Genomic DNA, 23,350 nt, shown 5'->3' on the forward strand with positions numbered 1-23,350 from the left:
CCTTCCATCCTTGCCCTCCCCGCCGCACCCCGGCGGGTGCGGCGGGGAGGGCAAGGATGGAAGGTCGGCAGGAGATGGCACGGCGAGAGGGCGAGGCAGAGCATGGCTGAGGCACCGGGCACGGCGTCCGGACGCGAGGCGCAACTGGCACGCACCGGGCTGCGGCCCGGCTGGACCACCGGGGCCTGTGCGACGGCCGCCACCACGGCCGCGTACACCGCCCTGCTGGGTGCGGAGTTCCCCGACCCGGTGACCATCACGCTGCCCAAGGGCCAGCGGCCCGCCTTCGCGCTCGCCGAGGAGCGCCTGGTCGCCGGCCGTGAGGCCATGGCCGCGGTGGTCAAGGACGCGGGTGACGACCCGGATGTGACGCACGGCGCGCTGGTCCGCTCCACCGTGCGACCGCTGCCGCCGGGCAGCGGTGTGGTCTTCCGGGCCGGGCCGGGGGTCGGCACGGTCACCCGGCCCGGGCTCCCGCTGCCGGTCGGTGAACCGGCCATCAACCCGGTGCCGCGGCAGCTGATGCGCGCACATGTCGCGGAGGTCGCCGCCCGGTTCGGGGGCAGTGGCGATGTGGAGGTCGAGATCTCCGTGGACCACGGCGCGGAACTCGCCCGCAGCACCTGGAACCCGCGGCTCGGCATCCTCGGCGGGCTGTCCATCCTGGGCACCACGGGCATCGTGGTGCCCTACTCCTGCTCCGCGTGGATCGAGTCCATCCGCAGCGGGGTGGACGTGGCCCGGGCGGCCGGGCGCACCCATGTGGCCGGCTGCACCGGGTCCACCTCGGAGAAGGTGGCCGTCGCCGTGTACGGCCTGCCGGAGGACGCGCTGCTGGACATGGGCGACTTCGCGGGCGCGGTGCTGAAGTACCTGCGCCGGCATCCGGTGGACCGGCTCACCATCGCGGGTGGCTTCGCCAAGCTGTCCAAGCTGGCGGCCGGCCACCTGGACCTGCACTCGGCCCGTTCCCAGGTGGACAAGGGCCATCTGGCCGAGCTGGCCCGGCAGGGCGGCGCCGACGAGGCGCTGGCCACCGCCGTGGCGCAGGCCAACACCGGCCTGGAGACCGTGCAGCTGTGCGCGGCGCGCGGGGTGCCGCTGGGCGACCTGGTCGCGGCCGCGGCACGCGATGAGGCCCTGGCCGTGCTGCGCGGGGCACCGGTGGCGGTCGACGTGATCTGCATCGACCGGGCGGGCACCATCGTGGGCCGGGCCGAGCCGCGCGGCCCGCGGCGCGGCTGACGCCCGCCCGCCGGCCGTCGGGCCGGAGAGCGGGCGTGCCGGTCAGCCGCCGGTGCCCGTTCCGTGGACGGCGGCGTCGCGGATGACGGCGTCGCCGGGGCCGGTGTCGCACGGGGCGTGCGAGCGGTCCCGGTCGGCCGAGTACAGATGGCTGTCGCGGAACTGCTCGGCGCCCAGCGTGCGGCCGACCAGGATGACCGCGGTACGCACCACGCCCGCCGCCTTCACCTGTTCGGCGATGTCCGCCAGAGTGCCGCGCAGGACGAGTTCGTCCGGCCGGCTGGCCATGGCCACCACCGCCGCCGGGCAGTCGGCGCCGTAGTGCGGCAGGAGTTCGGCCACCACCCGGTCCGCGTAACGGGCCGCCAGGTGCAGCACCAGCAGCGCCCCGCTGCGCCCCAGAGTGGCCAGGTCCTCCCCCTTCGGCATGGGGGTGGCCTGCTGGGCGACGCGGGTCAGGATGACGGTCTGGCCGACGGTGGGCACGGTGAGCTCGCGCCGCAGGGCGGCGGCCGCCGCGGCGAAGGCGGGCACCCCGGGCACCACCTCGTAGGGCACCCCGGCCGCGTCCAGCCGCCGCATCTGCTCGGCCACCGCGCTGAACACCGAGGGGTCGCCGGAGTGCAGCCGGGCCACGTCCTGCCCGGCCTCATGGGCACGGACCAGCTCGGCGGTGATCTCGTCCAGGTTCAGCCGGGCGGTGTCGACCAGCCGGGCCTGGGGCGGGCATTCGGCCAGCAGTTCGCGCGGCACCAGGCTGCCCGCGTACAGGCACACCGGGCAGCGGGCGAGAATCCGCGCACCGCGCAGGGTGATCAGGTCGGCGGCGCCGGGGCCCGCGCCGATGAAGTACACCGTCATCCATCTCTCCTTCGGATCGGCCGGGCCGGCCGCGGGGGCGCGACCGGCGGGGTCAACCTGCGCCTCACCCGGCGGCCTCGGGCTTGACCACGCTCCACTGGGTGACCGGCATGGCCTGCCGCCAGCCGGTGAAGCCGCCGACCGGGACGGCCTGCGCCACCGCCAGGCGCACCAGCTCGCCGCCGTGCCGCCGGTACCAGTCGGCCAGCAGCGCCTCGGATTCCAGGGTGACGGTGTTGGCGACCAGCCGTCCGCCCGCGGGCAGTGCGGTCCAGCACGCCTCGAGCAGCCCGGGAGCGGTGAGTCCGCCGCCGATGAACACCGCGTCGGGAGCGGGCAGGCCGGCCAGCGCCGCCGGGGCGCGGCCGGTGACCACCTCCAGCCTGGGCACGCCGAGGGCGGCGGCGTTCTTGCCGATGCGCTCGGCGCGTACCGGGTCCCGCTCCACGCTGACGGCACGACAGGTGCGGTGGGCGCGCAGCCACTCCACGGCGATGGAGCCGGAGCCGCCGCCCACGTCCCACAGCAGCTCCCCCGGGGCGGGGCCGAGCGCGGCCAGGGTCGCCGCCCGGACATGCCGCTTGGTCAGCTGGCCGTCGTGCTCGTACACCTGGTCCGGCAGCCCCGGCACGGTGGACAGCCGCGGGGAGCCCGGTGCGGCGGCGCACTCCACGGCGATCACGTTGAGCGGATCGCCGGGCGGGTGCGGCCAGTCCTCGGCGGTGCCGTGCACCCGGCGCTCCCGCTCGCCGCCCAGCTGCTCCAGGACCGTCATCCGGCTCGGGCCGAAGCCTCGTTCGCGCAGCAGCCCCGCGACCTCGGCCGGGGTGGCCGGGCCCGCGCTCAGCACCAGCAGCCGGCGTCCGGCGTACAGCGCCCCGGCCAGCGAGGCCAGCGGCCGGCCGACCAGGCTGACCACCTCGGTCTCCTCGAGCGGCCAGCCCAGCCGGGCGCAGGCGTAGGAGGCCGAGGAGGGGTGCGGCAGCACCTCCAGCGCCTCGGCGCCCAGTATCTCGGCCAGGGTGCGGCCGATCCCGAAGAACATCGGGTCGCCGCTGGCCAGTACGGCGATCCGGCGTCCGGCGTGTGCGGCCAGCAGTCCGGGTACGGCCGGGCGCAGCGGCGAGGGCCAGGGCACCCGCTCGGCGGCGCAGTCGGCGGGCAGCAGCGCGAGTTGGCGCGGGCCGCCGATGACCACCTCGGCGGCGGCCAGCGCCGCGCGGCCGGCCGGGCCGAGGCCCTGCCGGCCGTCGGCCCCGATGCCCACAACGGTGACGGCGGGTCGTGCGCGGCTCACGGTGCACCTCTCGACGGCGATGGCGCCGCGCTGGCGCGGCGGTCGGCGGGGAACGGGTTCGGCGGAAGGGCGCGGTTGCGGCGGGGTTCCGGCCGGCGGCCTGGGCCGCGGTCGAACTCTACTGTGACCAGCGACGACGCGTCAGAGCCGGGTCCGGGTGGGCGATCGGCGCGGTCAGCCGGGGCGGCGGCGCAGGGCGCAGTCCCCGCACAGTCCGCCGCCCGGCACCCGGTAGTACAGGCAGCAGCTGAGCCGCCGGAAGTCCCGTTCGGGGCCGAGCCGCCAGCCGCCGGACCGGTGCAGGGGCGGGCGGGCCAGCAGGGCGCGGGTCAGGTCCTTGGCCCGCTCCGCCGCCGCCTGGCGGCCGGTGTCCCGGCACCACTGGACCAGTACCCGGGCCGTTCCGGCGAGGGCGGAGGCCGCGTTGCCCCACAGCAGCGCTTCGGACATCCGACCGACCGCGCGGGTGGCGTGCAGCAGCGGCACCAGATGGGCCGTCAGCACGGCGTCGTACAGCCGGCCGACGAGCGCGTCCGGCGTGCCGCCGGTCAGCGGGTTCGGGGCGCCGCCGGGCAGCACACGCGGTTCACCGCCAGGCAGAGAGCCCGGCGCACCGCCACACAGCGCACCCGGACCACCGCCCAGTAGCGGATCCGGACCGGCGCCGGACGACACATCCCGCACACCGTCAGACGGCACACCCGGCACACTGCCGGACACCGCGTTCGGTGTCGGCAGCCAGAGGTCCTCGGGGGCGAGGCGGTCCGGGTTCCACCACAGGCCGTCCGGGCGCAGATCGGGAACCTGGCCGCGCAGCGCCGCCGGGCCGAGCCCGAGGGACCACAGCCGGGCGGCCAGCCCCTGGAAGGCGAGGGAGGCGGCGACCCTGGGCTCACCGGTGCCCAGTCCGGCCGCGACCGCCTCGATCCGGGCCCGCAGGGCGGGGGTGGCGGCGTCGGACGGCAACCGCCCCGCCCGGTCCGCGGGGCCGCTGGCCGCGATCGGGCCGTAGACCTCCAGCAGCGGGCGGTACCCCTCGGTGCGCGGGCCGCCGGAGGGAGCCGGTCCCAGCCGCAGGGCGAAGAACGGCCCGGCTCCGGCGGCCTCGCGCAGTGCCCCGGTCAGGGGCGGGTCGGTGCTCAGGAGGCCTCGCCCGCCGAGGCGAAGGCCGCCAGCAGCCGGTCGGCGGCCAGCGTCGCGGTCAGGGTGCCCTCGCGGACCTGCCGCTCCAGATCGGGTTGGACGCGCCGTACCTCGGGGTGCTCGCGCAGCCGGGACAGGAGCTGGTCCCGCACCATCGACCAGGTCCACTCCACCTGCTGGTCACGCCGCTTGGCCTGGAGCGCGCCGGTGGCGTCCAGCACCCTTCGGTGCTGCTCCAGGCGCTCCCACAGCGCCTCCAGGCCGGTGCCCTCGCGGGCGCTGCAGGTCAGCACCGGCGGGTTCCACGCGGCGTCGGCGGGCTGCAGCAGCCGCAGCGCGCCGGCCAGTTCGCGGGCCGCGGCCTTGGCGTCCCGCTCGTGCGGCCCGTCGGCCTTGTTGATGGCCACCACGTCGGCCAGCTCCAGCACGCCCTTCTTGATGCCCTGCAACTGGTCGCCGGTGCGCGCCAGGGAGAGCAGCAGGAAGGAGTCGACCATGCCGGCCACGGCGGTCTCGGACTGGCCCACCCCGACCGTCTCGACCAGGATCACGTCGAACCCGGCCGCCTCCATCACCACCATGGACTCGCGGGTGGCCCGGGCCACCCCGCCGAGCGTGCCGGCGCTCGGCGAGGGCCGCACGAACGCGGCGGGGTCCACCGCCAGACGCTCCATCCGGGTCTTGTCGCCCAGGATGGAGCCGCCGGTGCGGGTGGAGGACGGGTCGACGGCGAGCACCGCGACCCGGTGGCCGAGGCCGGTGAGCAGGGTGCCCAGCGCGTCGATGAAGGTCGACTTGCCCACGCCCGGCACCCCGCTGACGCCCACCCGGCGGGCCCGCCCGGTGTGCGGCAGCAGCTCGACCAGCAGTTGCTGGGCGAGTTCGCGGTGGTCGGGCCGGGTGGACTCGACGAGCGTGATCGCGCGCGCGATGTACGCGCGCGACCCCTCGAGCACCCCCTTGGCGTAGGTGCCGACGTCGATGCGCTGCCGCCGCACCGGAGGTGGAGCGCTCACAGCTCGTGGCCGAGGTCCGCGGCGAGGGACCGGACCAGGTCGTGGGCGGCGTCCGGTACCACGGTGCCGGGCAGGAACACCGCGGCGGCGCCCGCCTGGTGCAGCGGCTCCACGTCCTGCGGCGGGATGACACCGCCCACCACCACGGTGATGTCCTCGCGGCCCGCCTCGGCCAGCTGCTCGCGCAGCGCGGGCACCAGCGTCAGGTGCCCGGCCGCCAGGGTGGACACCCCGACGATGTGCACATCGGCCTCCACCGCCTGCCGGGCGACCTCCTCCGGCGTCTGGAACAGCGGGCCGACGTCCACGTCGAAGCCCAGGTCGGCGAAGGCCGTGGCGATCACCTTCTGGCCGCGGTCGTGGCCGTCCTGGCCCATCTTGGCCACCAGGATGCGCGGGCGGCGGCCCTCTGCCCGCTCGAACGCGTCCACCAGCTTCCGGGTCCGCTCCACGGAGGTGGAGTCGCCGGCTTCTTCTCGATACACACCGGAGATCGTACGGACCTGGCCCGCGTGCCGTCCGTACACCTTCTCCAGGGCGTCGGAGATCTCACCGACGGTGGCCTTGGCGCGGGCCGCGTTCACCGCCAGGGCGAGCAGGTTGCCCTCCAGACCGGCGCCGGGGCCGGACTCGGCCGCGGCGGTCAGCGCGCGCAGCGCGTCCTGGCAGGCGGCCTCGTCGCGCTCGGCGCGCAGCCGGCGCAGCTTGTCGATCTGCTGGGCGCGCACCGCGGAGTTGTCGACCTTGAGCACCTCGATGGCCTCGTCGCTGTCGACCCGGTACTTGTTGACGCCGATCACCGGCTGCCGTCCGGAGTCGATACGGGCCTGGGTGCGGGCCGCGGCCTCCTCCACGCGCAGCTTGGGGATGCCGGCGTCGATGGCCTTGGCCATGCCGCCGGCCGCCTCGACCTCCTCGATGTGCTGCCAGGCGCGGCGGGCCAGGTCGTGGGTGAGCTTCTCCACGTAGGCGCTGCCGCCCCAGGGGTCGATCACCCGGCAGGTGCCCGACTCCTGCTGGAGCAGGATCTGGGTGTTGCGGGCGATCCGGGCGGAGAAGTCGGTGGGCAGTGCCAGGGCCTCGTCGAGCGCGTTGGTGTGCAGCGACTGGGTGTGGCCCTGGGTGGCGGCCATCGCCTCCACGCAGGTGCGGGTGACGTTGTTGAAGACGTCCTGGGCGGTGAGCGACCAGCCGGAGGTCTGCGAATGGGTGCGCAGCGAGAGCGACTTGGGGTTCTTGGGGTCGAACTGCTTGACCAGCTTGGCCCACAGCAGCCGGGCCGCGCGCAGCTTGGCGATCTCCATGAAGAAGTTCATGCCGATCGCCCAGAAGAACGACAGCCGGGGCGCGAAGGCGTCCACGTCCATGCCGGCGGCCAGGCCGGCGCGCAGGTACTCCATGCCGTCGGCCAGGGTGTAGGCCAGCTCCAGGTCGGCGGTGGCCCCGGCCTCCTGGATGTGGTAGCCCGAGATGGAGATGGAGTTGTACCGCGGCATCTTCTGCGAGGTGTACGTGAAGATGTCGGAGATGATCCGCATCGAGGGCTGCGGCGGATAGATGTAGGTGTTGCGGACCATGAACTCCTTGAGGATGTCGTTCTGGATGGTCCCGGCCAGCTTCTCGGGCGGTACGCCCTGCTCCTCGGCGGCGACGATGTACAGCGCCAGGACCGGCAGCACGGCCCCGTTCATCGTCATCGACACGCTCATCCGGTCCAGCGGGATGCCGTCGAAGAGCTGCCGCATGTCGTAGATGGAGTCGATGGCCACGCCGGCCATGCCGACGTCGCCGGTCACCCGGGGGTGGTCGCTGTCGTAGCCGCGGTGGGTGGGCAGGTCGAAGGCGACCGACAGGCCCTTCTGGCCCGCGGCCAGGTTGCGGCGGTAGAAGGCGTTGGACTCCTCGGCGGTGGAGAAGCCCGCGTACTGCCGGATGGTCCAGGGCTGGTTGACGTACATCGTCGGGTACGGGCCGCGCAGATAGGGCGCGATGCCCGGGTAGGTGCCCAGGAAGTCCAGCCCGGCCAGGTCCTCCGCGGTGTAGAGCGGCTTGACGCCGATCCCCTCCGGGGTGTCCCACACCAGCTCGTCGACGTCCTTGCCGATGCTCTTGCGGACCGCGGCGTGCCATTCCTCGGCGCCGGGCGCGGGCTCGGGCCCGCCCAGGCCGATGGATGTGAAGTCCGGGATCATCACGCCACCCCCAGGGTGTCCAGGGCCGAGGTGAGGACGGCGACCGCGTCGCAGCCCGCGAAGACGAAGGCGTCCACCCCGGCTCGTTCGTACTCTTCCTGCCGGTCGCCCGGCCGGCCCGCCAGATAGACGCGCCGTGCGCCGGCCGCCTTGAGCCGCTCGGCGACCCGCGCCGCCTGCTCGGCGTAGACGGCGTCGCTGGAGCACAGGCAGGCCACCTCGGCGCCGCTGGCGGCGAAGGCCTCGGCCACCGACTCGGCATCGGCGGACGCGGGCTGGATCGCCTCGATGCCGCCGGACCGGAAGAGGTTGGCGGCGAAGGAGGCGCGGGCCGTGTGCGCGGCGGCGGGGCCCAGCGCGGCGAGGAAGATACGCGGCCGGTTGCCGTGCGCGGCCAGCGCCGCGTCGCTGCGGGCGCGCAGCGCCTCGAACGCCTCGTCCCGGCGCACCCGGGGCAGTCCCCCTGCGGGCGGGGCGGGCGCGGGTTCGCGCTCGACCGGCTGCTCGGCCAGGTGGGGGAACTCGCTGACCCCGGTGATGGGTTCCTTGCGGCGGGCCAGGTCGCGGGAGCGGCGCTGCCAGGTGGCGGCCAACCGGTCGGCCACGAAGCCGGAGGCGAGTGCCTGCGCCATGCCGCCGGCGCCCTCGATCTCCTGGAACCAGGCCCAGGCGGCGTGCGCCAGCTCGTCGGTGAGCCGCTCCACGTACCAGGAGCCGCCGGCCGGGTCGATGACCCGGGCCAGGTGCGACTCCTCCAGCAGGATGGTGGAGGTGTTGCGGGCGATGCGGCGGGCGAAGTCGTCGGGCAGGCCCAGGGCGCTGTCGAAGGGCAGCACGGTGACCGCGTCGGCGCCGCCCACTCCGGCGCCCAGCGCGGCGACCGTGGTGCGCAGCATGTTCACCCACGGGTCGCGGCGGGTCATCATCACCGGGGAGGTCACCGCGTGCTGGCGCTGGGCTCCGGCGGTGGCTCCGGACACCTCGGCGACCCGGGCCCACAGCCGGCGGGCGGCGCGCAGCTTGGCGATGGTCAGGAACTGGTCGGCGGTGGCCGCGTAGCGGAACTCCAGCTGGTCGCAGGCCGCGTCCACTGTCAGGCCGGCACCGGTCAGCGCGCGGAGGTAGGCGACCGCGGTGGCGAGCGAGCAGCCGAGCTCCTCGGCGGTGGAACCGCCGGCCTCGTGGTACGGCAGGGCGTCCACGGTCAGGGCGCGTACGCCGGGGTGGTCGGGGCCGGTCAGCCGGGCCAGCTCGGTGGCGGCGGCGAGGTGCCGGGCGAGGTCGGCGTGGCGGCCGGTGCGGGCGGTCAGGCCCAGCGGGTCGGCGCCGAGGTTGCCGAGTGCGGCCTGCGAGGGCACCTGGCGGTCGGCGTACAGCCGCAGCAGGGCGCGCGCGGCGGGCTCGAAGTCCTCGCCGGCGTCCAGGACGACGGGGGCCAGGTCGAGGTAGACGCCGTCCAGGGCCTGGGGGAGCGCGTCGACGGGGATGCCGGAGGCACCGACCGTCAGCCATACCGAGGTGGCGCCGTTCTCCAGGTCGGCGAGTACCGCCTCCCGGGTGCGCGCCGGATCCGGATGCGTGTGGCGCGGGCGTACGTCCCAGCCGGAGAGGGCGGCACCGTGTGGCTGCGCGCCGCGGACGTACGGGGCGAACCCCGGGTATCCGGCGTCGGCGGGGGCGTCCTCCGCGGTGTACAGGGGGCGTATCGACACGCCGTCCGGTAGCGCGGTGGCCAGCGCTTCTTCGGCGCCGGCACCGCCGGCATCCGTGGTGCCTGACTTGCGCAGTACGCCTTCGACAAGGTGTTGCCACTGCTCCCGGGTCGCATCCGGGAACTCGGCGGCCAGGGGAAGCCCCTCGGGTAGGACCGTCATGAGGGGAAGGCTAGTGGTCTCCACTAAAGCCGCAGCAGAGCCTGCACCTGTGACCTTTGACTCTTTGCGCAGGTGAGCAGCGTCACGGGGCCCTCTCAGAGAGGAGTCCCGCCCGGTGCGACGGGGGATGCACACCGGGCGGGCACGGCAACCTTTTTACCGCATCACGGCCCGACTACGCAGCAAAAAAGCGTTCGCTTCTGCATTCACCGGGAAATCGGCAGCGAGATCAAGCCATGCACATGGAGGGTGGGACGCCGACGCGGTTCCTCGCGCGGCGGGGCCGGCGGGGCCCGGGAAATCCGCTCCAGCTGCGTGACACGGGAGATTTCGACCGCCGTCCGGGCCGGCGGCGCGCCAGGCGGTAGTGGATGCCGCGGCCGAGCGCAAGGTGCCCGCGATGGCCATGTTGCGGATCGAAGTGATCCGCTTCTGCGAACTGCCGTGGATCGCGGTCGGCGGAGGCGATCCGGCAATCGGCCGCGGGGGCGGCGCCGGGTCTCCCCGGCGCCGCCCCGAGCCACAGGCGGCCCCGACCCCCGTCCGGGGCCACCTCGTTCCGCGGACCGTCCTGGTCACCGCGCGCGTGCGGTCGCCGCCCCGCGGCCCGCCGAGCACCCGGTCGACGAGCGGCAGGTGGCGTCGGCGACCGGGGCCAGGTGCTCGTGCTCCTCTGCCGGTCCGCCGCCGGTGGCCACCACCACGCTGTCGGAGCCGGGTACCAGTAGCTGACCACGCGCCCGGTGGTCCAAACCCCGGCGCGACGCCACTACTTCCCTCCTGGCAGCAAGTTGCCAATCGCCGAGCGGCGTCTCCTGGACCTTGACTCGGGCGAGCCCGGACATCGGGGCCGGCGGCGCGGGTGAGGGAACATCGGCGGCCCAAGGGCGCCCACTCGACCCGCCGTCATGTGCGGGGACCTACTCGCCGCTTCTCCCGCGGCACCCGGATACGGCACCGGTGGCGGCCGAAGCCGTATCCCGGCATCGCGGCGGGGGCGCGCGCCTCAGTCGACTCCGGGGAGGATGTGTGGCTCCGCGAGGTCCTCTTCGTACCCGGCGAGTCGGATGGGGGCCGAGCGGGCCCATACCTCGAGATTGCCCAGTTCGCCTTCGCGGGCGGGACGCTCGTCCCGTTCGGCGGGGGGCTCGTTGCGCTTGCTCTTCTCGGCTGTCACCGCACACTCCGTTCGTGTGGGACCGGGATGCCTACGCGTTCTCCACCTGGCGCGGCACGCCCGGTGGGGCTGTTGGTCGAAGCACTTCGGACGCTGTGGCGATCCGCTCCGCTCAGCCTAACGGGCTCCCCCGGTCGGCGCGCGCCGGTTTCGGTCACAGTGGTGGGCCGGCGCACATCCGGGTATCCCTTCGAACGGCGGCTCACCGAGTACACCGGGGTGGTGGGCATGGCCATCCGAAACCGGAAGGGATGACGGCCATGCGGGTCACACGGGGTACCGCCGGCGGAACCAAGGGACTCACCCTGCTGGCGGCCACGCTGCTGGTGGCACTGCTGCCCGGCTGCGGCAGCGGCGGCGACAGCCGCGGCGGCGGGAGGACCGAGAAGAGCCACTCGACCTTCACCGGCGCCCCGGCCGAGCCGCGCCCGGTCCTCGCGGTGAAGATCGACAATGTGGCCGCCGCCCGCCCGCAGACCGGGGTGGACAGCGCCGACATCGTCTATGTGGAGCAGGTGGAGGGCGGGCTGAGCCGCATGCTGGGCATCTTCTCCACCCATGTGCCCGACACCGTCGGCCCGGTGCGCAGCGCCCGGGAGACGGATCTGGACCTGCTGCGGCAGTTCGACCGGCCGGCCCTCGCCTACTCCGGGGCGCAGTCCAAGCTCCAGCCCTCGATCGCCCAGGCGCCGTTGTATCCGCTGCCGCCCGAGCGTGCCCCCCAGGCGTACCGGCGCAGCCGGGATCGGGCGGCGCCGCACAACCTCTACGTCCGCCCGGCCACCGCACTGCGTGCCGCACCGGACGCGGGCGACGCCAAGGACATCGGCTTCCGCTTCGGCGCCGCTCCGGCCGAGGGCGGTCGCCCGACCTCCCGGCAGACCGTCCACTATCCGGCCGCGGACTTCGCGTTCACCTGGTCGGGCGAGCGCGAGCGCTGGCTGGTCTCCATGGACGGCACGCCGGCGACCACCACCGACGGCAAGCGGCTGGCCGCCGGCACCGTGGTGGTGCAGTACGTGAACGTCAGCCCGTCGCGCTTCCACGACCGGTTCGGCAGTGTGTCCCCCTTCACCGAGACCACCGGCTCGGGTGCCGCGCTGGTACTGCGCGACGGAAAGGCGTACCAGGCCCACTGGGAGCGCCCGACCGCCTCGGACGGCACGGAGTTCCGCACGCCCGGCGGTCAGCGGGTGGCCTTCGCCACCGGGCAGGTGTGGGTGGTGTACGCACCGCGGTGAGGACGCCGGGCGCGATGGCGTCCGGTCGCCTCAGGCCGCCGCGGCGGCCAGGATCACCTCGGCCACCGCCCCCGGCCGGGAGACCATCACCGCGTGGTCCGCGCCGTCCAGGACGGTGGTGACGGCCCCCATCCGGTCGGCCAGCAGGCGCTGCAGATCGGGGTGGACGATCTGGTCGGCGCCGGCCACCACGTAGTAGGTGGGGTGCTCCCGCCAGCCGGGCGGCCCCACGGCGAAGGTGAACCGCTCGGTGTCACTGGGCCCCTGGACCGCGGCCATCACCCGGCCCCGCACCGGGTCGGCGTCCGGGCAGAAGTAGCGGGCGTACAGGTCCTGCGGCAGTGTGAACCGGCCCTGCCGGTCCACCTCGAACCGTTCGGCCGAGGGCAGGCGCGGCGCCCGCGCGGTGAGCGCTCCCGCGGTCTCCCCCTCGTCGGGCGCGTAGGCGGCGATGTACACCAGCGCGCTGATGCCGGGCATATGGTGCGCCGCTTGGGTGATGACCACACCGCCGAAGGAGTGACCCACCAGGACGACCGACTCTCCGTCGAGCTCGTCCAGGCAGGCGCGGACCCGTGCCAGGTCCTCGTCGATGGAGGACAGCGGCAGTTGGGCGGCGATGACGGTGTGTCCGGCGTCCTGCAGGGGCGGGATCACCTCGCTCCATGACGAGCCGTCGGCGATGGCCCCGTGCACCAGCAGGATGGTTGCCACGCTGCACGCTCCCGTTCTTCCCGGAGGACGGCCCCGAGGCGCGTATGGGGCGACCATAGAGGGCGCGCCGCACGGCAGCATGTCGATCAAGAGCCGGCCGACGGTACGGGGCTCCCCGCCCGGCCACCCCGCGCAGGATTTCCGCACACGTGATCGCACGATATCGGAGAGACGGCCGCAAACCCGCGGAAAAGAGTCCGCCAGGAAAGACGACAACCGAATAGAGTCGCGATTACCGACGCATTACCGAGAAGTATCCCCAGCACCCACAGGACACAACCGACACACCATTGCGGTCGGCACCGCGCCCGGTTCCGCACGGCCGACCACCGATCTTCCCCGCGAAATGAGAGCCTTGCCGTACCCCACCAGCGTCGGTATATCATGCTGACAGCCGACCACATTAGATCTTCACCGATGTGCGGCCGCGTCGCGATCGAGCGCGAAAACACTGCGCCGAAAAACCGGGGAAAGCACCGCAGAGCGACGGCGCGCACCACACGTGTTTCATTTGAGGCGACATCGACCTGGCCTCGAGTGCGGCAGAAGGAAAACAATGGGGGATGCCGGTGAGGTACGAAATCCTGGGCCCGCTCCGCGTGGTGGACGGCGCCGAAATCTCATCGATCAGGGCACACAAAATACGGCTGCTACTCGCCACCTTACTGATGCGTGTGGACCGCGAGGTGTCCGTCAACCAGCTCATCACCGAGATATGGGGAGGGAATCCGCCACGGCGGGTGATATCCAGCCTCCATGTCTACGTGTCGCAGTTGCGGAAGTTCCTGAACCGTTCCGGCGTGGCCGAGAGCCCGATCGTCACCCAACCACCCGGCTATTCGCTGCGGCTCGGTGACGACGAGTTCGATCTCCACGAGTTCGAGGGCCTGTCCCGCAGCGGCCGTGCTCTCGCGCAGGACGGACGGCACACCGAGGCCGCCACGGCCCTGGAATCCGCGCTGCGCCTGTGGCGCGGCCCCGCGCTGAGCGGTATGCGCGACGGGCCGATCGCCGGCGGATTCGTGGTCTGGCTGGAGGAATCCCGGCTGGAGTCCACCGAGATCCTCGTCGCCTCCCGGCTCGCCCTGGGACAGCACCGCCGGCTGGTGCCGTACCTCTACGCACTGGTCGCGGAACATCCGCTGCGCGAGGCGTTCTACCGCCAGCTGATGGTGGCGCTCTACCGCTCCGAGTGCCAGGCGGAGGCCCTGAAGGTCTTCCAGTCCGCACGCCGGGCGATCAAGGAGCAGTTGGGGCTGGAGCCGTGCCGGGCTCTCCAGCACACCCACCTCGCGGTGCTCGCCGCGGACGACGAACAGCTGGACCGGGCAGCGGCGCCGACGAGCCGAGACCGGTCGGCGAACGCGGTGGCCGCCGGCCGCCCGAGCCCCTGCTGACGGGAACGCACCCGCGCCACCCCTAAGGGACGGTCCATCGCCCCCTCAAAGGATCAGGGTCCACCCCAGGGTGGATTCCAGGGGCCGAACCGGGGGGCGTACTCCCTCAGGAGTACATGGAAGTCGGTGCTTTGGGACGATGACGCCGCGTAGTTGACCCGGCAAGGTGATGGTCATGGACGATGATCTATCAGCACAGCGGGCACCGCGGTGACCGCTCTCGGGCTGTCCGTGCTCCTGCAGCTGATATCCGCGGTCTGCTACGCGGGCGGGGCGATACTTCAGGAGCGCGTGGCGGCCACCGCGGAGGACGCACCCTACGCACCACTGCGCCGCGGCAGTTGGTGGGCGGCCATCTCGCTCAACGGTGCCGGCGCGGCGCTGCATGTCCTGGCGTTGGCCTATGGACCGCTCAGTGTGGTCCAGCCGCTGGGCGCCCTGACGATCGTCTTCGCGCTGCCGATGGCCGCGCTGTTCGTGGGACGACGGGTGGGTGCGGCCGGCTGGCGGGGCGCGACGCTGGCCACCGTGGGCCTGGCCGGGCTGCTGTCCATGACCGGACCTGCCCCGGCCGAGGCGCTCGCCAGGGCGGAGCGGGTGGGACTGACCCTGGTCACCGCCGGCCTGCTCGGGGTGCTGGTGCTGGCCGCGCGCTGGGGGCGCCGCGCCACGCTGCGCAGTGTGCTGCTGGCCGTGGCGGCGGGCACCGCCTTCGGGGTGTCCTCGGTGTTCACCAAGAACGTCACCGTGGCCTGGACCTGGGACTCCTGGGCGGACGGCGTGCCGAGCCTGGTCATGATCGTGCTGCTCGCCGCCGGCGGGGTGTTCCTCTCCCAGGCCTCCTACCGGGGCGCGGGGCTCGCCGCCCCGCTGGCCACCGCCACGGTGGTCAATCCGGTGGTCGCCTCGGCGGTGGGCATGGTCACCCTCGGCGAGCACTTCCGGCATGGTCTGCCAGGCGGCCTGCTGGCGCTGCTCGCGGGAGCGGTGGCTGCCTCCGGTCTGGCGCTGCTGGCCTCGCACAGCGCGGGTGAGAAGGCCGCCGGCGGGGATGCGGATTCCTCGGAGGACCTCGGCGCGCCTCGGTCCGATGCCGGGCACTCCGGCCTGAACCCCGCGTCCGAGGCGGCCCCGGCGGTACCGCCGAGCCGTCACCCGGACACCGAGGGCCGACCGCCCGGCGATTCCCCCGGCACGCCGCCGCTGTGGCAGATCCGCCAGATCGAGCGGACCACCGCGGGCCCCGCCGACACCGCGATCACCATCGTCGCCTTCGGCGCCGGCCCCACGGGGCGCCGCCCCGCCGGACCTCTCCTGGGGGAGCTGCCCTCCGCGGTACCGCGCACCGCGTTCGGACTCGTCGGCCGCCCGCGCGGTGGACGCCGTGCCGGCGATGGCGCCGGGCCGTCCGGCCGCGGCGCCACGGGCCGCGCGGGCGACCTCCTTCAGCCCCACGGCTGATCCGGAGCGCACCGGCTGCACGGCCCCGCGCCGCGTGGATCCGCCCGCGGGCCCGCGCCCCGCGGCCTTCGGTGGCGGCGGCGCCTCAGCCGCTCAGATGGGTGTGCAGGTGGGTGACCTCCTCGATGTCCCCGCCGGCCTTCTCCAGCAGTTGCTGGGACAGGTCGTTCAGCGCCCGGGCCGCGGCGATCTCCTCGCCGACACGCTGCTGGGCGGGGTCGTCGGGGTGGCGGTTGGCGGCGCCGTGGGCCTTGACCTGGGTGCCGTCATGGAGCCGCAGCCGCACATCCGCCTCGGTCTTCGCGTTGACCTCGTGGAACTCCATCTCGATGTCGCATCCGACGATCTGCTCCATCGGGACCACCTCCTGTCTTCCTCCTGGCTCAAGAATGCGCGCGGAACCACTCCAGCGCGAGGTCGGCCACCGCGCGCAGCCCGCCCGGCTCCTCGAAGAGATGCCCGGCACCCGGCACCACCTCCAGGCGGGTCTCGCACCGCAGCCGCTCCCGCGCCTGTCGGTTGAGGTCGAGAACGGTCTCGTCGCGCCCGCCGACGATCAGCAGGGTCGGAGCGGTGACCAGCGGAAGCCGGTCCCCGGCCAGGTCGGGCCGACCGCCCCGGGAGACCACGGCCGCGATCCGCGCGTCCGGCTCGGCGGCGGCGCTCAGAGCCGCCGCCGCTCCGGTGCTCGCCCCGAAGTAGCAGACCGGCACGCCCACTCGGCGTGCCCAGCGGGTGACCTCCGAGAGCCGGCGGGCCAACGTGTCGATGTCGAAGACATTGGCCCGGTCGATCTCCTCCTCGACGGTGAGCAGGTCGAAGAGCAGGGTGCCCAGTCCGGCCCGGTTGAGCGCCTCGGCCACGGAGCGGTTGCGAGGGCTGTGCCGGCTGCTGCCGCTGCCGTGCGCGAAGACCACGATCGCGGGAGCGTTCTCAGGGACCAGGAGATCGCCACTCAGCCGGATGGTGCCGCCCTCCACCGGGATCTCCACCGGGCCGTCGGGAGGCCGGGAGCCGGCGGCCGCGGGGTTCCCGGCGTGCCCGGGGTCCTGCCCCGTGCCGCCTTCCTGGGGAACGCACCCACCGCCGGGGCAGTCCCCCGCACTCGGGTCCGTACCCGCCTCGGTTCGGTCGGCGGCCTGGGCCAGCAGGTCGATCACCTGCTCGTCCGGGGTCTGGGAGAAGTCCCGGTACCACTCGCCGACGGCGAAGAAGTCGCTGGGCGTGGTCAGGCATACCACCTCGTCCGCCTCGGCCCGCAGGATGCCCACCGCACTGGGGGGCGACACCGGTACCGCCATCACCACCCGGCCGGCCCCCTGGGCGCGGGCGACCCGGCAGGCCGCCTGCGCGGTGGCACCGGTGGCGATGCCGTCGTCGACCACGATCACCGTCCGGTCGCGCAGGGCGATACGGGGCCGACCGCCCCGGAACCGCTCTGCCTGGCGGGCGAGTTCGTCCTCCTCGGCCCGCTCCACCTCGGCCAGGTCGGCCTCGTTCACCCGGCTCATCCGGATGATGTCGTCGTGGATGACCCGTGCTCCGCCCTCGCCGATGGCACCGAAGCCCACCTCCCGGTGGAAGGGGATGCCGAGTTTGCGGACCAGGATGACGTCGAGGGGCGCCCCGAGGGCGCGGGCCACTTCGTAGGCCACCGGTACCCCGCCGCGGGGTAGTCCGACGACGACCGGGTCCTCGCTGCGCAGATGATCCAGCTGTGCGGCCAGACGCTGTCCGGCCTCCGCGCGATCGGTGAACCACATGGTGCGCCCCCTGCTCGGGGAGAGAAACGGGCTCTGCCGCCTACCACTTTCGAATCAAACCGAAATGCCACGTTTTGGCAAATGGGCAGGTCGGCCGCCGCACCGCTCGGCGGGCGCGCTCCACCCACCGGACGCGATCGCGGACCTGGGGCCGGTCAGCGAGGGGCAAGGCGCCGGAGCGCGGCCACGTTCGGTGACCGGGCGACTCCAGGTCGGGCTCTGGACGGGGTGGACGTCGCTCTTCGCCCCCGGGGCTGCCCGGTCGGTGTCCGGCGCCGGAGCACGCGTGATGGCGGCGGGGCCTTCGCCCCGCCGCCCTTCCCTGCCAACCGACTCACCGTGCGCCGCCCCTCAGCGGACCGGCGTGTCCGCAGGAGTCGGCGGCCCCTCCGAGCCGGGTGCTCCCGAGCATTGCGCCCGCCAGGCCCCGCGCCGGGCACGGACCGCGGTCCGCCGCGATGGACGGCCGTCCCTGAGCACGGCGCCCCTCGGGCAGCTCGGCGAACCCGGGCCCTGACCGCGATCGGCGAGTGCGGCGCGGCCCCGAGCACGGGTGGGCCCTCGGGCGGCTCGGTGAACCGCCAGGGACCTGGTGGTACCGCCGGCGGGCCCGGCCCGGGTGGCGAATTCCTCGCCGCCCCCGCCCGGGCCGGGCCCGCGGGCGCCCCCTTCCCCGCGGTGGTGGTATGTGTGGCGGCTGTGGCCCGTGGTCGACCACGATCTCGAGGATCCAGCCACGGCCGCCCGCGGCGGACCGGTCCCCCCACGCGATGACGGGTTTGCGGACGACCCTCAGCCCTCGTCCGTCCTCCCGTCCGCACCGGCCCCGCGCGCCGAGGCCTCCGACCGGTCCCCCGCCCTGGTCGGCGACTTCGACGTCCATGTGGCGTTCATCAGCCCTGCGGCACGTATGACGCCCAGGTCAGTTCAGTGCGAATGCGCGAGCGCGTCGGCTCACGGCTTCGCTATGTCGGGGTCGATCGAGTCGCACTCCGCCCCGTCGAAACCCCGAGCCGGCGGCCGGGCGCACGTCCGGCAGTGGACCTGCGCCATGGCGGCGCCCCGGGCGGGCAGTTGAAACCGCCCGAGGTGGAGACCACCGTGAGCGCCGCCGAACGGCAGGCGCCGGACCCTTGTCATGCGATGGGGCAGTGCCACGTCGATGCGCCTTCCCTCTACCTGTGCAGGGATCGAGGCAGTGCAAGTCCTCGGCCACGCGGTCCGGTTGGTCCGCGTCGCCCTGTCACTATCGTCCCTGCACACCGCATTTGGCAAGAGGCGAAATGCAAAATGCAGATTGAGCGGCGCACTCTGTCCCGCTCAAGCCAGGGCATGGCACACTGATCCCCGTCATCAGGCATACCGGGAGGAACAACGTGGCTGAAGCGCGGTCTGCCCCTACCGTCGGGCAGATGGTCCTGGGCATGCGGCTGCGCGCGCTCCGCGAGGCGGCCGGGGTCTCCTTCGACCAGGCCGCCAGGGCGCTGCACGTCAACCAGACGACGGTCCGCCGCATGGAGAAGGCCGAAGTCGGGCTGAAGCTCCCGTATGTCGAGAAGCTGCTGCAGACCTACGGCACCCCGCCCGAGGAGATCGAGGCCTTCCTCGCCCTGGCCGAGGAGGCCAACAAGCCGGGCTGGTGGCACCGGTTCCGCGATGTGCTGCCGGACTGGTTCAGCCTCTATGTGAGCCTGGAGGAGTCCGCCTCCCGCATCCGCGGGTACGAGCCGCAGTGCGTACCCGGGCTGCTGCAGACCCCGGAGTATGCCCGCGCCCTGTTCAAGGTGGGTTTCCCCAGCGGTTCCGAGGAAGAGCTGGACCGCCGGGTGGAGCTGCGGATGGCACGGCAGAACCTGCTCTCCCGCCCCGACGCCCCCCACCTGTGGGTGGTGTGCGACGAGACGGTGCTCCGCAGACCGGTCGGCGGCCGTGCGGTGATGCGGGCTCAGATCGACCGGCTCATCGAGTCGCTGGCGATGCCCAACGTCACGCTCCAGGTGGTGCCCTTCGCCGCCGGCCCCCACCCGTGCATGTTCGGCCCGTTCCAACTGTTCCGCTTCTCGATACCGGAACTGCCGGACATCGTCTACGGAGAGAGCCTGACCAGCGCGGGCTACCTCGATCAGCGCGCTGATGTGGCCGCCTACCTGGAGGCCCTCGACCGGATGTGCGCTCAAGCCACTCCGGTGCACCAGACCGAGGCGTTCCTCGGTGCGATTCGCAAGGAGCTCTGACGTGGATCCCATATACAACGGCATGCCTGCCAAGGATCTCGGCACGGAGGGCTGGCAGAAGCCCTGGAGCGGCCCCAACGGGGGCAGCTGCGTCGAGGCGATGAAGCTCAGCGACGGCCGGGTGGCGTTGCGGCAGTCCACTGATCCGGACGGACCGGCCCTCATCTACGCGTACCACGAGATCGAAACGTTCATCCAAGGCGCGAAGGCCGGGGCAGCGGACTTCCTGCTGACCTGAGGCGCCGTCCGCGGTCCCCGGTGGATCGTGGATCGATGGACGGCGTCAGGCTCCCGCATCGCACGAGAGAGCGTCATCCTCACTCGGACGTGTGCAGATGATGCGACAAGGTGCAGGTATGCCTCGTCGGGCGTCCCAAGCCCGGCGGGGCGCGCGGGTGATCCCCTAGGCTGCCCCAGCAGCACCCCTCGGTCGGCGCCGACCACGGCGGCCGACCGACCAGCGGCGACAAGACCCGAACGGAGGGCCGTATGACCGACAGCAGTCATACATTCGGCCATATCGACAACAGCCGACCGCATCCCGCCCGCATGTACGACTACTACCTCGGGGGCAAGGACCACTACGAGGTCGACCAGGCCGCGGCAGCCGATGTGCTGGCCATCTACCCGAGCGCCAAGACCGGCGCCGCGGCCAACCGGTCGTTCATGCGCCGCGCGACCCGTTGGCTGGCCACCGAGGCCGGTGTGCGGCAGTTTCTGGACATCGGCACGGGGATACCGACCGAGCCCAACCTCCACCAGGTCGCGCAGCGGATCGCGCCCGAGGCCCGGATCGTCTACACCGACTACGACCCCATCGTGCTCACCCACGCCCAGGCCCTGCTGCGCAGCACCCCCGAGGGCCGCACCGCCTACATCCAGGCCGACGTGCGGGAACCGGCGCGCATCGTGAACGCGCCGGAGCTGCGCGCGACGCTGGACCTGACCCGTCCGGTGGCGCTCTCCCTCAACGCGCTGCTGCACTTCGTCCCCGACGAGGCCAGGCCGTACGAGATCGTCGGGCAGCTGATGGACGCCCTGCCGTCGGGGAGTTACCTGGTGCTCTCGCACTGCACCGGCGAGTTCGACCCGGAGACCTTCGACAGGCTCATCGACATCTACCACGAGGGCGGCATCCCCGCCCAGGTCCGAGGGCGCAAGGAGGTCGAGCAGTTCTTCGACGGCCTGGAGCTGGTGGAACCGGGTGTCGAGGTGGGACACCGCTGGCGGCCGGACGAGGAGACCCTCGCCGAGGGGCTCTCCGACGCGGACGTCAGTTTCTACGCCGGGGTGGCCCGCAAGCCCTGACGTGCTCCAGGTCCTGCCCCGCCGGGAGCGGGGCAGGACCATTCCGTATCAGGCCGGAGCATCGAGCGGACAGCGGGCCACTCGGTACCGGAGGAGACCCCGCGGAGCGGACGCCCGACCCCGCAGCGCGCGGATGGCAGACCCGAACGAGCTCGCCCGGGCTCGAACGGGAGACCTTACGCCGTCCGGCCGATCGCCGGGTCGCGAGGCGACCGGGGTGCTGCGAACCTGACCTGGTGACCGGCCCCGCAGCTGTCCTCACCACCCGCTCGAGCATTCCCCAGCGCCTCCTCTCGCGTCCACCGGCCGGCCGCCGGCTGGCGCTGGTGGCGCTGACCTACGCCGTGGTCCAGCTCGCCCTGGTCATCCCGCACACCTCGGTCGGCCTGCTGTGGGACGAGAGCGTGTACGCCTCCCAGGTGGACCCGCGCCGTCCGGCCGCCTTCTTCAGCGCCCCCCGGTCCCGCGGCATCAGTGTGCTGGTGGCCCCGGTGATGGCGGTCACCGGCTCGGTGCCGGTGCTGCGCGTGGCGCTGGTCCTGCTCAGCGCCGCCGGGCTGTACGCCGCCTTCCGGGTGTGGGGGCGGGTCCTCGGTGACGGTGTGGCGGCCTTCGCGGCACTGCTGTTCGGCGGGTTGTGGATCACCCAGATCAGTGGTTCGCAGGTGATGCCGAACCTGTGGGTGGCGCTGGGTGCGGTGGCCGCCACCGGGTGGTTCCTGCGCTGCCCCGGCGAGGTGCGGGCGCGCTGGTGGCTGGCCGCCGTGCTGGCCGCGGTCACCCTGGTGCGCACCCCGGACGGCGCGCTGCTGGCGCTTCCGCTGCTGGTGGCCGCGGCGGCGGTGCGCTCCTGGCGGCCGGCGCTGCCCGCGGTGCTGGCCGGTCCGCTGCTGGGCGCCGCGCAGTGGGTGGCCGAGGCATACCTGCGCTTCGGCGGCGTCCGGGAGCGGCTGCGCGTCTCCAGCGCCACCGAGGGCGACATGGGCCTGCACATGAACATCGGTACGGTGCTGCGCAGTCTGGACGGGCCGCTGCTGTGCCGCCCCTGCACGGCGCCGGGTCCGCCCGTGCTGATGACCCTGTGGTGGTGGTCGCTTCCGGTGCTGACCGCCGCCGCGCTGCTCGCGGCCCACCGGGAGCGGAGGCTGCGGACGGCGCTGCTGCCGGTGGTGTGCGCCGGGTGCCTGTCGTTCTCGTACCTGTTTCTGATCGGGTACTCGGCGCCGCGCTTCCTGCTCCCCGCCTACGCCCTGCTGACGCTGCCGATCGCCTGGCTGACGGCCCGGGCCCTGGCGGCCGGTCGGGGGCGGCGGCTGCCCCTGGTGGCGGCCGTGGGTCTGCTGGTGGCGCTCCAGCTGGGCAGCCAGCAGGCCGTACTGCACCACATGGCCCGGCGCACGGCGGCCACCGCCGGCGTGTACCAGCGCGCCGCACACGATCTGCACGAACTGGGAGTACGACCGCCCTGCCTGCTGACCGGCCCGCGGGCGCTGCCCATCGGCTACGCGGCGGGCTGCGCCTCGGCGCAGCTGCGGGGCAACAACCGGTCCACCACCGAGGCCGAGCTGCGGCGCAGGTCCGGGATCCAGCCGACCGCGGCACTGGTGTCCGCCGGGAGCACCGCCCGCCCGTACTACGCCCACGGCTGGACGCGGTACGTGATGCGGCGCACCGGCTGGACGGTGTACGTCGCCCCGCTGCGCTGAGCGGTGGGCCGGGGGTTCAGTCCGCGAGGGTGTTCCAGAACATCAGCTCGTAGGACTGGAGCAACCGACCGTGACGGTCCGCCGTGCCGGGCAGTCGGCCCTCCGCCAGGCCCGCCCGCACCGCCTGGTGGGTCAGCCGCTCGGTGTCCGGGTCCGGATCGGCGAAGAAGTCGAAGAAGCCGCAGGCCGCGTCGGAGAAGCCGTAGTGCAGCCGCAGGGCGCGCCCCACGGTGGCGCAGTAGCCGCCCCAGGCGGCGAAGTTGGCGGCGAGCGCCAGCACCACCTCGGCCGGTTCGGCCGTCAGCGCGAGCCGGGCCACGTAGGACGGGTACGCCTGGCAGCCGGCCAGGGGCTCGTACGCCCGCACCGCGACCTGGTCCAGCCCGCAGGCCGCGGCGGGCGGGGCGAGCCGCTCCAGGGCGATGTCCTCGCCCTGGACCAGGTGGGCGAAGAAGGCGGCGGCCTCCGTACCGGTACCGGCCCGCTGGGCCAGGTGGCGGAAGCTGAACCGGTCCGCGCGCACGATGTGGTGCTGCTCCAGCACGAAGGCGGCGAGGGTGTCCCGAGAGGCGGTGCCCTCGGCGATCCGGGGCACCAGCCGGTTCGCCGCGGTCTGCGGGGCCAGCCGCGCCACTGCCTCGGCCACCATCCGGGCCGCGTCGTCGGTCATCGCCGGCACTCTCCCTGGGGGTGGAGCGGTCACGGTCGGTTCCACCGTCTC

At 73.5% G+C, this 23,350-nt stretch carries 19 protein-coding genes; 8 read left to right on the forward strand and 11 right to left on the reverse strand.

Going from position 1 to position 23,350, the window contains the following annotated elements:
* Positions 1 to 102 precede the first annotated feature (102 nt).
* Positions 103 to 1,245: a cobalt-precorrin-5B (C(1))-methyltransferase gene (locus E4099_RS01905; protein ID WP_135337121.1), complete on the forward strand. Its 1,143-nt coding sequence runs from the start codon at positions 103 to 105 to the stop codon at positions 1,243 to 1,245.
* Positions 1,246 to 1,287: 42 nt separating this feature from the next.
* On the opposite strand, the gene cobM is transcribed toward E4099_RS01905, so the two are convergent.
* The 7 genes from cobM to E4099_RS32785 form a co-directional block, all read right to left on the reverse strand.
* Positions 1,288 to 2,106 (reverse strand): precorrin-4 C(11)-methyltransferase, encoded by an 819-nt coding sequence (cobM, locus tag E4099_RS01910; protein ID WP_245244498.1) that lies wholly within the window; start codon positions 2,104 to 2,106, stop codon positions 1,288 to 1,290.
* 64 nt (positions 2,107 to 2,170) lie between these two features.
* Positions 2,171 to 3,403: a precorrin-6y C5,15-methyltransferase (decarboxylating) subunit CbiE gene (cbiE, locus tag E4099_RS01915; protein WP_135337122.1), complete on the reverse strand. Its 1,233-nt coding sequence runs from the start codon at positions 3,401 to 3,403 to the stop codon at positions 2,171 to 2,173.
* Between the two features lie 174 nt (positions 3,404 to 3,577).
* Positions 3,578 to 4,369, reverse strand: a complete 792-nt coding sequence (locus tag E4099_RS33905) for a (2Fe-2S)-binding protein (protein WP_245244500.1) — start codon at positions 4,367 to 4,369, stop codon at positions 3,578 to 3,580.
* 173 nt (positions 4,370 to 4,542) lie between these two features.
* Positions 4,543 to 5,562 carry a methylmalonyl Co-A mutase-associated GTPase MeaB gene (meaB, locus tag E4099_RS01930; protein ID WP_167828265.1) on the reverse strand — a complete coding sequence of 340 codons (1,020 nt, stop codon included), beginning with the start codon at positions 5,560 to 5,562 and terminating at the stop codon, positions 4,543 to 4,545.
* Positions 5,559 to 7,754: a methylmalonyl-CoA mutase gene (scpA, locus tag E4099_RS01935; RefSeq protein ID WP_209446502.1), complete on the reverse strand. Its 2,196-nt coding sequence runs from the start codon at positions 7,752 to 7,754 to the stop codon at positions 5,559 to 5,561. Before scpA ends, meaB begins: the two co-directional genes overlap by 4 nt.
* A complete protein-coding gene (gene mutA, locus E4099_RS01940; RefSeq protein ID WP_135337124.1) occupies positions 7,754 to 9,628 on the reverse strand; it encodes a methylmalonyl-CoA mutase small subunit in 1,875 nt (624 codons plus the stop codon). Before mutA ends, scpA begins: the two co-directional genes overlap by 1 nt.
* Positions 9,629 to 10,634: 1,006 nt before the next feature.
* Positions 10,635 to 10,805, reverse strand: coding sequence for a hypothetical protein (locus E4099_RS32785; RefSeq protein WP_167828266.1), 171 nt, complete (start codon positions 10,803 to 10,805; stop codon positions 10,635 to 10,637).
* Between the two features lie 260 nt (positions 10,806 to 11,065).
* Between E4099_RS32785 and E4099_RS01945 the strand changes: the two genes are divergently transcribed.
* The gene (locus tag E4099_RS01945; protein WP_135337125.1) at positions 11,066 to 12,046 is read left to right on the forward strand and encodes a DUF3048 domain-containing protein; all 981 of its coding nucleotides are present in this window, start codon (positions 11,066 to 11,068) and stop codon (positions 12,044 to 12,046) included.
* Between the two features lie 30 nt (positions 12,047 to 12,076).
* Here the strand turns inward: E4099_RS01945 and E4099_RS01950 are convergent, their stop codons facing one another.
* Complete coding sequence (locus E4099_RS01950) at positions 12,077 to 12,760, reverse strand: alpha/beta fold hydrolase (protein WP_167828267.1); 684 nt, start codon at positions 12,758 to 12,760, stop codon at positions 12,077 to 12,079.
* A 569-nt stretch (positions 12,761 to 13,329) separates the two neighbouring features.
* On the opposite strand from E4099_RS01950, the gene E4099_RS01955 reads away from it, so the two are divergent.
* On the forward strand, positions 13,330 to 14,157 hold the full coding sequence (locus E4099_RS01955; RefSeq protein ID WP_135337127.1) for an AfsR/SARP family transcriptional regulator: 828 nt from the start codon (positions 13,330 to 13,332) through the stop codon (positions 14,155 to 14,157).
* A gap of 210 nt (positions 14,158 to 14,367) precedes the next feature.
* The gene (locus E4099_RS01960; protein WP_135337128.1) at positions 14,368 to 15,618 is read left to right on the forward strand and encodes a DMT family transporter; all 1,251 of its coding nucleotides are present in this window, start codon (positions 14,368 to 14,370) and stop codon (positions 15,616 to 15,618) included.
* Positions 15,619 to 15,703: 85 nt separating this feature from the next.
* On the opposite strand, the gene E4099_RS01965 is transcribed toward E4099_RS01960, so the two are convergent.
* Positions 15,704 to 15,973 carry a DUF1876 domain-containing protein gene (locus tag E4099_RS01965; RefSeq protein ID WP_135337129.1) on the reverse strand — a complete coding sequence of 90 codons (270 nt, stop codon included), beginning with the start codon at positions 15,971 to 15,973 and terminating at the stop codon, positions 15,704 to 15,706.
* 28 nt (positions 15,974 to 16,001) lie between these two features.
* Entirely contained in the window at positions 16,002 to 17,381 is a 1,380-nt protein-coding gene (locus tag E4099_RS01970) for an alpha/beta family hydrolase (protein ID WP_135337130.1), read from the reverse strand.
* Positions 17,382 to 18,757: 1,376 nt separating this feature from the next.
* Between E4099_RS01970 and E4099_RS01975 the strand changes: the two genes are divergently transcribed.
* The 4 genes from E4099_RS01975 to E4099_RS01990 all read left to right on the forward strand — a co-directional run bounded on the left by E4099_RS01975 (position 18,758) and on the right by E4099_RS01990 (position 22,629).
* Positions 18,758 to 19,615, forward strand: coding sequence for a helix-turn-helix domain-containing protein (locus E4099_RS01975; protein ID WP_135337131.1), 858 nt, complete (start codon positions 18,758 to 18,760; stop codon positions 19,613 to 19,615).
* A 1-nt stretch (position 19,616) separates the two neighbouring features.
* Positions 19,617 to 19,853, forward strand: coding sequence for a DUF397 domain-containing protein (locus E4099_RS01980; RefSeq protein ID WP_245244502.1), 237 nt, complete (start codon positions 19,617 to 19,619; stop codon positions 19,851 to 19,853).
* A gap of 251 nt (positions 19,854 to 20,104) precedes the next feature.
* Positions 20,105 to 20,923 carry an SAM-dependent methyltransferase gene (locus E4099_RS01985; RefSeq protein WP_135337133.1) on the forward strand — a complete coding sequence of 273 codons (819 nt, stop codon included), beginning with the start codon at positions 20,105 to 20,107 and terminating at the stop codon, positions 20,921 to 20,923.
* 236 nt (positions 20,924 to 21,159) lie between these two features.
* A complete protein-coding gene (locus E4099_RS01990) occupies positions 21,160 to 22,629 on the forward strand; it encodes a hypothetical protein (protein WP_245244504.1) in 1,470 nt (489 codons plus the stop codon).
* A gap of 16 nt (positions 22,630 to 22,645) precedes the next feature.
* Here the strand turns inward: E4099_RS01990 and E4099_RS01995 are convergent, their stop codons facing one another.
* A complete protein-coding gene (locus E4099_RS01995) occupies positions 22,646 to 23,299 on the reverse strand; it encodes a thiaminase II/PqqC family protein (protein WP_135337134.1) in 654 nt (217 codons plus the stop codon).
* Between the last annotated feature and the right edge of the window lie 51 nt (positions 23,300 to 23,350).

Source organism: Streptomyces palmae (genome assembly GCF_004684805.1).
In the GTDB taxonomy this organism is placed as follows: Bacteria; Actinomycetota; Actinomycetes; order Streptomycetales; family Streptomycetaceae; genus Streptomyces; species Streptomyces palmae.

What these genes read in the sequence shown, in the direction of transcription:
- E4099_RS01905 (WP_135337121.1), top strand. Translation starts at nt 103, where the DNA reads ATGGCTGAGGCACCGGGCACGGCGTCCGGACGCGAGGCGCAACTGGCA.
- cobM (WP_245244498.1), bottom strand. Translation starts at nt 2,106, where the DNA reads ATGACGGTGTACTTCATCGGCGCGGGCCCCGGCGCCGCCGACCTGATC.
- scpA (WP_209446502.1), bottom strand. Translation starts at nt 7,754, where the DNA reads ATGATCCCGGACTTCACATCCATCGGCCTGGGCGGGCCCGAGCCCGCG.
- mutA (WP_135337124.1), bottom strand. Translation starts at nt 9,628, where the DNA reads ATGACGGTCCTACCCGAGGGGCTTCCCCTGGCCGCCGAGTTCCCGGAT.
- E4099_RS01945 (WP_135337125.1), top strand. Translation starts at nt 11,066, where the DNA reads ATGCGGGTCACACGGGGTACCGCCGGCGGAACCAAGGGACTCACCCTG.
- E4099_RS01965 (WP_135337129.1), bottom strand. Translation starts at nt 15,973, where the DNA reads ATGGAGCAGATCGTCGGATGCGACATCGAGATGGAGTTCCACGAGGTC.
- E4099_RS01970 (WP_135337130.1), bottom strand. Translation starts at nt 17,381, where the DNA reads ATGTGGTTCACCGATCGCGCGGAGGCCGGACAGCGTCTGGCCGCACAG.
- E4099_RS01985 (WP_135337133.1), top strand. Translation starts at nt 20,105, where the DNA reads ATGACCGACAGCAGTCATACATTCGGCCATATCGACAACAGCCGACCG.
- E4099_RS01995 (WP_135337134.1), bottom strand. Translation starts at nt 23,299, where the DNA reads ATGACCGACGACGCGGCCCGGATGGTGGCCGAGGCAGTGGCGCGGCTG.